This window comes from Mesorhizobium sp. M0659 (assembly GCF_040320605.1).
In the GTDB taxonomy this organism is placed as follows: Bacteria; Pseudomonadota; Alphaproteobacteria; order Rhizobiales; family Rhizobiaceae; genus Mesorhizobium.
The window spans coordinates 84,199-97,187 of sequence record NZ_JAMYPY010000009.1; the positions used below are offsets into that span (position 1 = coordinate 84,199).

The 12,989-nt window shown below is 63.7% G+C and carries 13 protein-coding genes; 6 read left to right on the forward strand and 7 right to left on the reverse strand.

Features of this window, described 5'->3' with window-relative positions; genetic code table 11:
* Window positions 1-43: 43 nt before the first annotated feature.
* A complete protein-coding gene (locus NKI31_RS16445) occupies window positions 44-931 on the forward strand; it encodes a branched-chain amino acid ABC transporter permease (protein ID WP_023671423.1) in 888 nt (295 codons plus the stop codon).
* A gap of 1 nt (window position 932) precedes the next feature.
* Entirely contained in the window at window positions 933-1,919 is a 987-nt protein-coding gene (locus NKI31_RS16450) for a branched-chain amino acid ABC transporter permease (protein WP_023671424.1), read from the forward strand.
* On the opposite strand, the gene NKI31_RS16455 is transcribed toward NKI31_RS16450, so the two are convergent.
* The 4 genes from NKI31_RS16455 to NKI31_RS16470 are packed head-to-tail and all read right to left on the reverse strand — an operon-like array spanning window position 1,913 to window position 6,495.
* Window positions 1,913-2,857: a Csu type fimbrial protein gene (locus NKI31_RS16455; RefSeq protein WP_352652102.1), complete on the reverse strand. Its 945-nt coding sequence runs from the start codon at window positions 2,855-2,857 to the stop codon at window positions 1,913-1,915. The two genes, NKI31_RS16450 and NKI31_RS16455, sit on opposite strands and share 7 nt — an antisense overlap.
* A 14-nt stretch (window positions 2,858-2,871) precedes the next feature.
* On the reverse strand, window positions 2,872-5,283 hold the full coding sequence (locus NKI31_RS16460; protein WP_352652103.1) for a fimbria/pilus outer membrane usher protein: 2,412 nt from the start codon (window positions 5,281-5,283) through the stop codon (window positions 2,872-2,874).
* Window positions 5,255-5,977, reverse strand: coding sequence for a fimbrial biogenesis chaperone (locus NKI31_RS16465; RefSeq protein ID WP_023819045.1), 723 nt, complete (start codon window positions 5,975-5,977; stop codon window positions 5,255-5,257). Before NKI31_RS16465 ends, NKI31_RS16460 begins: the two co-directional genes overlap by 29 nt.
* A gap of 26 nt (window positions 5,978-6,003) precedes the next feature.
* The gene (locus NKI31_RS16470; protein ID WP_023685937.1) at window positions 6,004-6,495 is read right to left on the reverse strand and encodes a Csu type fimbrial protein; all 492 of its coding nucleotides are present in this window, start codon (window positions 6,493-6,495) and stop codon (window positions 6,004-6,006) included.
* 819 nt (window positions 6,496-7,314) lie between these two features.
* Here NKI31_RS16470 and NKI31_RS16475 point away from each other — a divergent pair.
* The 3 genes from NKI31_RS16475 (at window position 7,315) to NKI31_RS16485 (ending at window position 10,673) form a co-directional block, all read left to right on the forward strand.
* A complete protein-coding gene (locus NKI31_RS16475; protein ID WP_023697761.1) occupies window positions 7,315-7,704 on the forward strand; it encodes a DUF427 domain-containing protein in 390 nt (129 codons plus the stop codon).
* Between the two features lie 151 nt (window positions 7,705-7,855).
* Window positions 7,856-8,413, forward strand: coding sequence for an RNA polymerase sigma factor (locus NKI31_RS16480; RefSeq protein WP_352652104.1), 558 nt, complete (start codon window positions 7,856-7,858; stop codon window positions 8,411-8,413).
* 145 nt (window positions 8,414-8,558) lie between these two features.
* The gene (locus tag NKI31_RS16485) at window positions 8,559-10,673 is read left to right on the forward strand and encodes an EAL domain-containing protein (protein WP_352652105.1); all 2,115 of its coding nucleotides are present in this window, start codon (window positions 8,559-8,561) and stop codon (window positions 10,671-10,673) included.
* Window positions 10,674-10,710: 37 nt separating this feature from the next.
* Here NKI31_RS16485 and NKI31_RS16490 read toward each other — a convergent pair whose 3' ends face one another.
* Entirely contained in the window at window positions 10,711-11,211 is a 501-nt protein-coding gene (locus NKI31_RS16490; RefSeq protein ID WP_023685942.1) for a hypothetical protein, read from the reverse strand.
* 106 nt (window positions 11,212-11,317) lie between these two features.
* The gene (locus NKI31_RS16495; protein WP_023671435.1) at window positions 11,318-11,548 is read right to left on the reverse strand and encodes a DUF6894 family protein; all 231 of its coding nucleotides are present in this window, start codon (window positions 11,546-11,548) and stop codon (window positions 11,318-11,320) included.
* Between the two features lie 281 nt (window positions 11,549-11,829).
* Between NKI31_RS16495 and NKI31_RS16500 the strand changes: the two genes are divergently transcribed.
* Window positions 11,830-12,549 carry a Crp/Fnr family transcriptional regulator gene (locus tag NKI31_RS16500; RefSeq protein ID WP_023671436.1) on the forward strand — a complete coding sequence of 240 codons (720 nt, stop codon included), beginning with the start codon at window positions 11,830-11,832 and terminating at the stop codon, window positions 12,547-12,549.
* A 45-nt stretch (window positions 12,550-12,594) separates the two neighbouring features.
* Here the strand turns inward: NKI31_RS16500 and NKI31_RS16505 are convergent, their stop codons facing one another.
* Window positions 12,595-12,903 (reverse strand): DUF982 domain-containing protein, encoded by a 309-nt coding sequence (locus NKI31_RS16505; protein WP_352652107.1) that lies wholly within the window; start codon window positions 12,901-12,903, stop codon window positions 12,595-12,597.
* Between the last annotated feature and the right edge of the window lie 86 nt (window positions 12,904-12,989).

Below are 12,989 nucleotides of genomic sequence, written 5' to 3' on the forward strand. Positions count from 1 at the left end.
CGCACAGACGCATCCCGCTTGCAACACCCTCGGTGACGGCGCCATGACCATGATCTTCGGCATCCCCGTCCAGGCCTTGCTCGGCCAGATGCTGGTCGGGCTGATCAACGGCTCCTTCTACGCCATGCTGAGCCTCGGCCTGGCCGTCATCTTCGGCCTGCTGCGCATCATCAATTTCGCCCATGGCGCACTCTATATGCTCGGCGCCTTCATCGGTTACCTGCTGCTCGTCCATCTCGGCATCGGCTACTGGCCGGCGCTGCTCCTGGTTCCGCTCATCGTCGGCGTCTTCGGCATGGCGGTCGAGCGCGTGGCGCTGTCGCGGCTCTACCGCCTGGATCCGCTCTACGGGCTGCTGTTCACCTTCGGCCTGGCGCTGGTCATCGAAGGCGTGTTCCGTTTCTACTACGGCGTGTCGGGCAACCCTTATGCCGTTCCGGCGCAGCTTGCCGGCGGCACCAATCTCGGCTTCATGTTCCTGCCCAACTATCGCGGCTGGGTGGTGGTGGCCTCGCTCATTATCTGCATCGGCACCTGGCTCCTGATCGAAAAGACCAGGCTCGGCTCCTATCTGCGCGCCGCGACCGAGAATCCGGAGCTGGTGCAGGCCTTCGGCGTCAACGTGCCGCTGCTGCTGACGCTCACCTACGGGCTCGGCGCGGCGCTCGCCGGCCTTGCCGGTATTCTCGCCGCGCCCGTCTACCAGGTCAGTCCGCTGATGGGCTCCGATATCATCATCGTCGTCTTTGCCGTCGTCGTGGTCGGCGGCATGGGTTCGATCCTCGGGGCCATCGTCACCGGCTATATGCTCGGCCTCGCCGAGGGCCTGACCAAGGTGTTCTATCCCGAGGCGTCGAACCTCGTCGTCTTCGTCATCATGGCGGTCGTGCTGCTCCTGCGCCCCGCCGGCCTGTTCGGAAGGGACGCCTGAGATGAGCGAGGCAACCCTTCACCAACAGCGCACCGCCGCCTCCGTGCGGCTGGAGCGGGTATTGCTGGCATTGGCCATACTGGCGCTGATAGCCGCGCCCTTCTTCGTCTATCCGATCTTCCTGATGAAGATGCTGTGCTTCGCGCTGTTTGCCTGCGCCTTCAACCTGCTGCTCGGCTACACCGGGCTGTTGTCGTTCGGCCACGCCACCTTCTACGGCGCCGCCGCCTATTTCTGCGCCTACGCCGTCAAGGCATGGGGCTGGCCGCCCGAGGCCGGCATCCTGCTCGGCACCGCCGGAGCGGCCGTGCTCGGCCTGGTCATGGGCTTCCTCGCCATCCGCCGGCAAGGCATCTATTTCTCGATGATCACGCTGGCGCTGGCGCAGATGTTTTATTTCTTCTGTGTCCAGGCGCCGTTCACCGAAGGCGAGGACGGCATACAGGGCGTGCCGCGCGGGCATCTGTTCGGCATCGTCGATCTCAACGTCACGCTCAACATGTATTTCGTCGTGCTTGCCGTCTTCCTCATCGGCGTCTTCGCCGTCTGGCGCATCGTCAACTCGCCGTTCGGCATGATCCTGCGTTCGATCCGCGAGAACGAGAACCGCGCCATCTCGCTGGGCTATTCGGTCGGCCGCTACAAGCTCGTCGCCTTCGTCATGTCGGCAGCCCTTGCCGGGCTTGCCGGCGCGACCAAGGCGATCGTCTTCCAGTTCGCGACGCTGACCGACGTCACCTGGCAGATGTCGGGCGAGGTGATCCTGATGACGCTGCTCGGCGGCATTGGCACCATGGTCGGTCCTGTCGTCGGCGCCGGCCTCGTCGTCGGCCTGGAAAACACCCTCGCCACCTCAGGCTTCCCGGTGACAATCGCCACCGGCCTGATCTTCATGATCTGCGTGCTGGTCTTTCGCCGCGGCATCGTCGGCGAGATTTACGCGCGCTGGCTGGCGCCGGCCAACGGCGAGGCGGGCCGCGATCAATAGGTGATGGTCACCACCACCGTGTCGGTGTAGACGCCGGCCGAGGGCGTCGTCTGCGGCGGCACGCGGCCGTAGACGATGAGCGGTTGCGCCAAGCCGGTTCCGGTGCCGGCCACCGTGCTTCCCGGCGTTCCGGCGTCACCCCAGGGCTGCGAGCGCGCGGCGTCCTTGTAGAGGCCGTAGGTGACCCGCTCGCCGCCCTTCGACATCTTGCGATTGGTCGGCGTGCCGCCTGTCGTGCCGCCATTCAGGGAAACCGTATAGGCGGTCGACGGCGTGCAGGTGACCGAGACCTGGCCGGTGGCATCGGCATTGGCGTCGAGCACGCCCTTGGAGCCGAAATCGATGTTCTGGGTGGCGACCAGGCAGTTTGCCTGGACCGTGGCGTTGATGGTGAAGGTCGGATCGGGCGCCGTCAGACCGAAGCCGGTGTTGCAGCTGTTGCCGAGCAGATCGTTCTGGTAGCGAAACTCGACGTGGATGCCCGAAAATATCGACTGATAGGTGCCCGGCGGAACCGCTGACTGGCCGCCGGTCACCCGAGCGTAGATCGTGGCGCTGCCGGATGCATTGCCGATGAGAATGGGCACCAGCACCTGCGGCGGCGGGCGCGATGCATAGGCCCAGGCATAGGAACCCCACACGACGCTCATTCCGGGGTCCGAATAGAGCTGGTAGTTAAGGCTGTTGGCGCCGCTCGCCATCTGCCTGGCTGCCGCCGAGGTAGCACCCCCACTGCCGGCGCCGATATGCGGACAGAACAGGATGCGCACCACGCCGCCGGTGCAATTCATGTTGAGTGTCGCCGTCGCGGTGGCTGCGGTGGCCGACAGCGTGTCGATGAGACCGAAATTCATGTCGGTGACGGTACCGGTGCAGCTCTGCGCCCGGGCCAGCGACGGCAGCAGTACGAGGATTATAACGACTGCAGCGCGCATCATTTGGCCTGGGATTTTCATTGGCACACCACATCCTTGATCGTCACTTGCCGGCCTCGCACCGCTTCGAACGGGAAATCCGCTCGGCAGGAGCTGCCGTCCGCCAGACCGACCACCACCGCATTCTGCTTGCCGAGGCCCTTGATGTAGGCCTGCCCATCATAGCCGACGACGAAATCTTCCGTGCCGCCGTCGACGCGGCCGGCAAGCCCGGCTTCGAGCGGCGTGCCGCTCGGGTCGACCAGCGTCACCAGCGCGGCCTGTGCCGCCTCGGACACGCCGAACTTCAGCACGACGCCGTTGCGGTCGGCCGGAACGACAGTCTCCTTGGTGGTCGGAATATCGGCGTCGACGGGCAGGTTCTTCGGGTCTATCGACACCGTGTTCGGCTCATAGGAATTCAGCCCGGTGACCAGGATGCGGCCTTTGCTGTCGGTCTTCCCGACCGGCCGGTTCTGATGCAACACCTCCACGTCCGGCGTGCCGACATCGACGACGGCAAAGGCGTCGTCGATGCGATTGGTGGCGAACACGCCGCCGCCGGCCACGGCGATGGCGCCGTCCATCTGCCCGGTCACGCGAAAATCATTGTCGAACTGCTGGGCGCCGGCCGCGAGGCGCGCAAACGGCGCCCGGTAGCTCACCGCTGCCGAGCGGTTGGGAACCTCGCCTTCTGAGGTGCGCAGCCGCCAGCCGATGCTGCCGTCCTCGGCCCGCTCCGCCTTGGCGAGGTCGGCAGTGACATTGAGGCCGTCAGGGCCTTGCTCGACGCCTGTCGAGGCCGAGATGTCGTCGTTGAACGGGATCGAAATCCCGGCGAACACGCCATAGCTGCTGTCGTCATCGAGATCGGCGAAGGCCGTGGCATAGAGCGTGCTGCGCTTGAAAAATGCCTGGCTGTAGGACAGGCCGACGATCTGGCTGCTTTCGCCCTTGGCGCTCTTCAAATGCGTATAGGACAGGTTGAGGCTGGAGAAATCGATCGGCATCGGCACGCTGAGTGTCACCTGGTCGACCGCGCGCGGCACGCCGGCGCTGAAACGGGTGAAGTCGTCGGGGTCGAGAACCGGCTGCGCCGTCACCGAGGCGATGTCATCATAGCCGCCAAAGGCCCGCTGCATGTGAGCGTTGATCGCCCAGCCGTCATAACCGAACTCGGCCCTGGCATCGACCAGCGAACCGGTGCGCCCGTCATGATGGCTGCCGGCGACTGCCAGCGAAGCCGCGCCATAAGGCCCGAGCGGGAAGGCAGCACCTATGCCGCCATTGATCAGCTCGGCGCCGCCCTCGGCATGGGCTTCCAATGTCAGCCGGTCGGTCACGCCGTAGCGCGCGCTGGCGACGCCCATGACGCGGCCATCATAGTCGTCGGAAGAGATGCCGAAATTGCGCCGCGCCATGCCCGCCTCGACGGAAAAATCGAGCAGCCCCTGACGCAGCATCATGCTGGAGGCATAGAACGGCAAGGTGGCGGTGGTCTCGCGCCCCAGGCTGTCGCGCAGCACCACCTGGGCCTGTCCGGCGCCGGTGAACACCGGCAAATTGGTGACCTGGAATGGCCCGGGCTGGATGTCGCCGGAATAGGTACGCACGTTTTGCGTATAGACCTCGAGCGTCGACGGCACCGCCGCCGTGCCGCCGAAGGACGGCAGCGGCAGCGTCACCAGGTCCGATCGCAGGTGGAAGTTGCGTTGCGCCTGGACGCCGCCGAGATAGACCGGCCGCGTCCACGACAAGCCGCCGGAGACGAAGTCGCCGGCGCGGTAGGTCATCAGCCGGTCGGGGTCGGAATAGCTCCAGGTCGTGTTGAGCCGCGTAAAGCCGCCCAGCTTGCCATCGGAATAGCCGGCGATGAACGACTGGCTGAGCGTGCCATAGGGGCTGAACACGCGCGCATCGAAGCCGCCGGAAACGCCTTGGAACAGCTCGACGTCCTTGTCGAACAATGTGTTGGAGCTGGCAAACAGCGAATAGTTGAGAACCGCGCCCAAGCCCGATTGCGGCGCCGGCCGGTCCTGCAAGCGCAAGCCGAGATCGACCATACGCGCCTCGCGGCTGTCATTGGCGGCGGTGACGTAGAGGCGCTGCGCCGCTTCGTCGATCTGAAACGACACATCCGCCAGCTGGTCGAGCCTGACCAGGCCGTCGGTGTCGACAGCGCCCTGCGGCGGCTTCAGCCCGAGCTCCTTCAGCTCTTGCGGAGTCGATGCCAGGCCGCCATCCGGCATCTGGGTGAAGCTGCCGATCAGTTTGGTCGAGACGTCGTTGATGAACACCTCTAGATAAAGGCTGCGGCCGGCTTGCTGGCCAGGGTCTTCAGGGTTCGTCACGGCCGGCAATTCTTGCGCGTTCACCGCCGAGAAAGGTGTGAAAATCGCGAGCGCGACGACTAGCGCGATCCTACTTGCCCTTGACGGCAACGTTGGCATCGAAGGGTCCAAGATCGCTCTGTGCCTTCAAAAGCACGGAGCCCGCTGACAGTGATTTGCCGCTGCCGATCGGCCACTGCATGGTCGCGCCGCCCAGGACATAACCGACGAGCCCGTTTCGGTTGCCGAGCTTTTTGCCGTTCTGGGTCAGGGATAGGTTGGACAAGCGGAGACGACTTTCACCGGTATTGCTGGCTGTCAGCACAAGACTGCCGCCCTTGCGCGAAACACTCCAGGCGACTGCCGGCGCGGCCGCATCGGCGTCGCGGAAAAACACCGGCACCGAATAGCGCAGCGCGAGCGCGACCGTACCGGCCTTCTTGCGCGACGGGTCGGGCAACTCGTCGACGATGACGCGGTAGCTTTCCTCGGCCCGCACCGGCGCCTTGCTGACGCGCACGACGCGAACCACGTATTGGGCATTGGGTCCGAGTTTGGTCGATGGCGGGCTGGCGACGACGTCCGTAGTCGGCGTCAGCGTCTCGATCCCGCCAGCCTGGCTCCAGGCGAAGACGCGTATCTGCACATTGATCGGCCGCTTGGGGTCATCGTTGCTGAGGTTGAGAACCGCCGAGGCGTCGGGCGAGATCAGCTCGAGACCTGTCGGCGCCACCCTGAGCGAAGCGGCTTGTGAGAGACCGGCGCACAGCAACAGAACAGCCGTGGCTCCGATGCATGAAAGCATGGATCGCATGATCGTCCTCGTGTTGGTATCGATTGTCAGTACGTTATGGTGATCGCAACGGTGTCGGTGTAGAGGCCCGCCGCCGGTGTCGTCTGCGGTGGAACACGCCCGTAGACGGTCAGCGGCTGAATGGCGCCGTTGCCGGTTCCGCCGACCGTGTCGGTGGGGATCGTGGTGCCCCAAAGCTGCGTCCGGGTGCTTTCCCTGTAGATGGTGTAGTCGATCGTCGCCGACGCCGGCCCGGTCATCTTGCGAACAGCAACCGTTGCGCCCGCGCCCGCTCCGGCGCTCAGACCAACATTGTAGGACTTGCCGGTCGTGCATTGCACGTTGATGGTGCTGGTCTGGTCGACATTCGCATCAATGACACCGTGCGAGCCGAAATCGAGATCGCTCGCCGTCTGCACCTTGCATTCGTCGGTAATCGTGATGCGGACATTCATGCTGCCCGTCGCGGTCGCGGCGATCGCGGGCAGGATGGGAAGCAGCGACGCTCCCGCCAGCAGCGCATATTTCAGCAATCTCATGCGTGTTTCCTCCGTCGGGCAGACCGTTCCTCGCAACACAGTCTTGACCCGGATTTCACTCCTACAGCTCCTCCGTTGCATGCTTCGCAAGACATCAACGATACAGTAATGTCAGAGGCGAACTGTGCAATGATTATTACAACTTAGATTCGGATTACGACAGCGAATAACTTCGGTATGTATCGGATAATTTTGGTTAATATTTGGTTAACAGAGATGAAATGGACATTTTTCCGAAGTGAAAGTTCGTCTGTCGAAAATTTATTTTGCTTCTCGTGCCGAAAAGGCGAAAATATCTGGCAAATCATCTTGATTTTGTAGAGTCTCACCTGTCGTCCTTTATTATCGATATTTCGCGGCGTGCACCGGCGCCAAGTAGCCATCGCCATAGCCGCGCGGGTAGCTGTTCGCGCCTGTCCAAGCCTTGCGGTCGTGCTGACAGGGCCGCATTCGCCAAAACCGTGTTCCGCCCGGCCCAAGCATGGCCGTCCCGGCTGAGATAAATCCACCGCCGTCGGATCGCGGCGAAACACATGCGAATCGTTCTTGCCACGCTGGCCCGGATTTCCTTCGGCGGCGCATCGGCCGGACGGGAGATGCGCCTGTTGTCCCTTGGAGCCATGATCCACGGCCGGCAGCCGCGCGGACCGGCTGCCAGACGTCAGAAAAGGAAGAACGATGAAGAAGACCTATGAAAAGCCACAGCTCGAAAAGCGCCAGAAGCTGTCGCGTGTGACCGCTGTCGCCGGCCCATCAGTGGCCAGTGAGAGCTGACGCCGTCGACCGGCATCGAGCCACCAGCGGACAAGGAGAGCAGTCATGGATCAGCATGCGAACCCGTCACCCGGCTTCAGGCGCAATCCGGGCAAGGTGATCACCGTCGAGCCCTTCAACGGGCGTGTCGTCGTGTTTGCAAACGGCACCATCATCGCTTCCTCGGCAAAAGCCAAAATGGTGACCGAGCCGCCCCATCCCTTCTCCTTCTACATCCCGTTCGAGGACATCGACTTCCGCAAGCTCAGGAAGACGGAGCGGTCGACGCTGTGCCCCTACAAGGGCGACTCCAGCTACTGGAACGTGCTGCCGGCGGGCGAAACCGGTAACGACGCGATGTGGGCCTATGAGCAGCCCTTCGACGAGATGGCCGAGATTCGCGCCCACGGCGCCTTCTATCCCGACCGGGTCGCCATCGACGCCACGCCGCGCTAGCGCGTCATGCCTGTCGCCCAAAAGTGCCCAGCGTTTTTGGAGCCGACGACAGGCATGAACAGAGGAATTTTTTCGGATCAGCCAAAGCTGTCCTCACCCGGGGGCGCAGCGGTTTTGCGGCAACGGCATGCCGAAACGAAGACAAAAGGTCATGGACGAAAAGCAGAGAGCAATTCTCGACGAAATCCCGCGCCTGCGCCTCTATGCGCGCTCGCTGCTGCGCGACCGCGATTCCGCCGACGATCTCGTCCAGGACTGCCTGGAGCGGGCGCTGCTGCGGCTGGACAACTGGCAGACGGGAGAGAGCCCGCGAAAATGGCTGTTCACGATCATGCATCATCTGTTCATTGACCAGATGCGCAAGGTGAACCGGCGTGGCGAGGCCTCGATGCTGCCGCTGGAGGCCGGCGAGGTGCAGGCCTCTCCCGCCGACCAGCTGGAGAACGTCGCCGCGCGCGAGATCATCGACGCGCTGCAGGCGATCAGCCCGGACCGCCGTGCCGCGCTGACCATGGTCGCCATCGAAGGCTTCTCCTATGCCGAGGCCGCCGAGATGCTCGGCGTGCCGGCCGGCACGCTGATGTCGCGCATCGCGCGCGGCCGCGAGGAACTGCGCGGCCTGCTTGAGGACAATGCGCGCCGCCGCGCGATAAGGATCGTCGAGCCAGGCCCGGGCAGGGCGGTTCCAATCAGGGCGCCAATGGCATGACGAGCCCCAATCGCATGATGACGCCTTACGGCATGGTCCGGCACGATTGCAGGCCTTGTCCGCACTGTGGGCGCGGCGCACCCGGTAACGCTTTCTTCTCTGCTTGCGTGCATAGTGGCGGCGACGGAGTGAGCGAAACCAGGGCATGGCTGAAGAGAAAATACGCAACGGCGAATTCTGGGCGCTTGCGCTCGAACGCGCTCATCTCGGCGTATGGGACTGGGATATTTTGAGCGGCGACTGTTTCTATTCGCCGACCTGGTCGCACATGCTGGGTTATGAGGATGGCGAGCTTGCCAACAGCGACGACCTCTGGCTGAAGCTGACGCATCCCGACGACCGCCAGCGGGCGCTGGCCAGCGGAGAGCGGCACATTTCCGGCCTGACCGCCTCGATCGAGACCGAGCTACGCCTCAAGCACAAGGACGGCCACTGGATCTGGGTGCTGGACCGCGGCGGCATTGTCGAGCGTGACGAGACGGGCAGGCCGGTCAGGCTGATGGGCGTGCAGACCGACATCAGCCGGCAGAAAGAGGCGGAAGCCGAACTGGAGCGGGTCAATGTGCGCTTTCGCCTGGCGCTGGCGGCCAGCGGCACCGGCATCTGGCATCACGATATCGACGCCAACAAGAGCTATTGGGACGCCCGCACCAGGGAGATATTCGGCCTGGTCGCCGACACCGACGAGGTGGCTGCCGACCTTTGGCATTCCTATCTGCACCCCGACGACAAGGATGCCGCAGAGCGCGCCCATCTGGCGCCGCTTTCGACCGACGGCGTCGTCGCCGCGCAATACCGCATCGTCAGGCGCGACGGCGAAATCCGCCATGTCGAATCGCTGGTGCGCTTCATCGCGGCGCCCGAGACGGCGGGCCAGATTCTCGGCACCGTGCGCGACATCACCGAGGACAAGAAACGCGAGCGGGAACTCGCCTACGCCGCTCACCACGATGCGCTGACCGGCCTGTTGAACCGTGCCGCCTTCGACCGGCTGCTGGCCGTGCATATCGCCACCGAGCGGGCTTTGCCGCTGGCGGTGTTCTATGTCGATCTCGACTACTTCAAGGCGCTCAACGACTTTGCCGGCCACGCCGCCGGCGACCTGGCGCTGAGGGGTGTCGCCGCCGGTATTCTGGGCTGCCTGCCGGCATCGGCGCGTGCCGCGCGCCTCGGCGGCGACGAGTTCGCGCTGCTGGTGCCCAATTGCCAATCGGCCAAGGCCGAGGCGCTGGCCGGCGCGATTCTTGCGGCGGTCCGTGACGCCGACCTCGGACTGCCGGCGACCTCGCGAAAACTCGCGGCCAGCATCGGCATCGCCTTCGTCGAGGACACCACCACCACAGTTGCCGATGCGTTGGCCTGCGCAGACGACGCCTGCTATGCCGCCAAGGCGGCCGGGCGCAATCGCTTCGCGGTGTTTTCGGCCGATGCGGCGTCGGGCTCCGGCGGCCTCAACGCGGCGCGTGTCGCCGCCGACACGGTCGACGCCATGGATGACGGGCGGCTGAAACTGTTCGGCCAGGAAATCCATCTGCTCGGCCAGCCCTGGCAGGAGAGCCGCCACGTCGAGGTGCTGGCGCGGCTTGCCGGGCGCAATGGCAAGCTGATCCCGCCCAACGAATTCATTCCGGTCGCCGAGCGCTTCGGCATTGCCTCGCGGCTGGACCGCTGGATCATCAGGACAGCGCTTTCGCAGCATGGCGCGGCGATGCGGTCAGGCGCCATCATGCTCGGCTTCAACCTGTCGGCGCAGACGCTGAGCGATCCGCTGCTATGGGATTTCGTCGACGCCGTCATCGCCGAGACCGGGGCGCCGCATTCCGGCATCGGCTTCGAGATCACCGAGACCGCGGCCGTCACCAATTTCGACGCCGCCGAGCAGTTCGTGCGCAAGGCGCGCGAGCGGCAATGCCGCGTCAGCCTCGACGATTTCGGCGCCGGCATGAGCTCGTTCGAATATTTGCGGCGCTTTCCGGTCGATCAGATCAAGATCGACGGCTCGTTCATCGAGAATATCGCGGAAAGCCGTTTCGACCGCGAGATCGTCTCGGCCATAGCGGGCATCGCCAAAAGTCTCGGCTGCGCGGTGGTGGCCGAAAAGATCGAGCAGCAGGAAGCGCTCGACATTCTGCGCGGCATGGGCGTGGCCTATGGCCAGGGTTTTCTGCTTCACCGGCCGGAGCCGCTCGAGGCGATCGTCGCGCGGGCCGGCGAACAGTCACCATCCAGCGGACAGTCGCCGGAAAAGCGCTTCGGCTGACGGCTCTCATCGCCTCGGGCTCGCGCGACTTGTCCGGCTAACCGGCGTCGGCCTTTTCCTGCTTTCGCTGCGCCGCCTCTTTCTTGCGGCGCAACACCTCATCTGTACCGACAAGGTCCTTCGAGCCGCCGGAAATGGCGGTCGAGACGACGGCGGGCGGATCGCTGGCCGGAAAACTGTCTTCGAGGCCTGATTGCAACTGCTCCTCGAGCGTCTGCGGGTTCTCGGAGCGGCCTTCGGCGCGGCGCTCGCCAACGGCTTCGACATCGCTCTTGGTGTCGGGGTGAGCGCGGGCTTCCGATATCGTCGACACCACCAGCTCGATGGCGAACTCTTTCATCGCCTCGGCTTGCGGCCCATCGACATCGGAGTCTTCGATCAGGCGGATGAGCGACTTTTCCAGGGCGCCCAGCTCCTTGACGCCCTGACACCGCGCCAGACGCTTGGTGAGCGAACCGATCAGCGCCGGGGCAAAGGTCGAATAGGCAAGCCTGCGTGTGTCGTCGACCTGCTCGGGATGAAGCTTTTGCAAGGACATAGATGCCTCCAGTCAATCAGCCGTGCAGCTTCTGCCGCTGGCCCCTCCTTAGGAAACAGAGGGGAGGGCAAGAGGTTCCATACAGTCCTCGACAGGGTCGACGAGTTCAACTCCACAGCGACGCCATTGTCAGCGACGCTTCGAATATCTGCTCCCTGTTCTCGTTCAGCATCTTGACGGTGATCCGCCGGTGGTCGCCCTCCGGTATCTCGTCGCGCGCCACATCGTGCAATATGCGCAGCGCTTCGGCTCCCGCGCGCTCCCGGCTGGGAAAAAGCTGCCCCTCTTCGTCAATCTGGGTCTCGGCGTTGTACAAGTCGAAGTAGAACCGTTCCATGTGTGCAAGGATCCCTGCTGGAGAACGCTAAAGCGTCGCGGTTGAAAGGGCGCAGGCGACGCGCTTCAGGTCTGTGTTTTTATGCATGTCGTTGTCTCAAATCGGGGCCATTTTTGAGCGACATGGATTAAATCCCAACCCGCACCCATGGTTCCATGCGACTGTGTCCTGAGCAGATTTCCTGCCAGGAGCCGTCGCCGTGCCGGCCGATTGCAACCGCACCCGATCTCCGGCGTTTGGCTAGGCCACGAATGTCCACGAAATCTCGAACTGGATCCTCGATGCTAGAACCGCTTTATCTCAACCTTGGCCAGCATGACGCTTTGTCCGAGCAGGAAAAGGGGCTGCTGGCCGCCGCCATGACCATCGAGATGGATTTTGCCACCGGTCAGGACATCGTTTCCGAGGGATCGAGGCCAGGCTACAGCACGCTCATCATCGAGGGTCTGGCGGCGCGCTACAAAGTGCTGGAGGATGGCGGGCGCCAGTTCACCTCGTTGCAGGTGCCAGGCGATTTTGTCGATTTGCACGCCTTCCTGCTCAAGACAATGGACCATGGCATTATAGCTTTGTCGCCATGCCGGGTGATCGCCGCCGACCACAGTCGGCTAAGGACGATCACCGAACAGGCGCCTCATCTGAGCCGCTTGCTGTGGCTGGACACGCTCGTCGATGGCGCCATCCATCGGGAATGGATCGTGGCCATGGGCCGGCGGTCCAAGACGTCGCATCTGGCGCATCTTGTGTGCGAGCTGTTCGTCCGGCTCCAGGTGGTCAAGCAGACCAACGGCATGAGTTTCCGGCTTCCTCTGTCGCAGGCGGAACTGGCCGATGTGCTTGGGCTTTCGGTCGTCCACATGAACCGGGTCATCGGTGCGCTGCGCAAGATCGGTGTGATCGGCTGGGCGAATTACATGGTGACCATTCTGGACTGGCAGCAGCTGGTGGAAATCGCCGAGTTCGACCCGACTTATCTCAGCATGAACCGCGAGCCGAGATAGGCTATCCGGCGTTCGCATGACACCCCGCAACCCGTCAGCCGGTCTTCAACGATGCCCATCCAGCGACGCCAATTCGTCGAGCATGGCAAGGGCGGCACTTGGCTTCGTCGGCTTCAGCAAGCCCTGTTGGGCGGCGGCATTCTGGAAAGCGGCAAAGGCGATGTCCGGGCGGCAAATGCCGTTCAACGCGTCATCCACCAACCTGTCGGCCGCCTTGTAAGCCGCCGCCTGCTTGTTCTTCCATGTTCCGCCGAGCGCCCTCCTGGCGTCGGCGACCGACGACACCGTCATCGCGCTTCCGTCCACGAATCTGATCGTCAGGGGCAGAAAACGGCTCATGCGCTCACCATCCAAACCATTCGCGTCTCGCCCGGATTGATCGCATCACTTGCCTCCTTGAAAACAGGATCGCCATAAACGAGGAAATCACAAACTGGTTG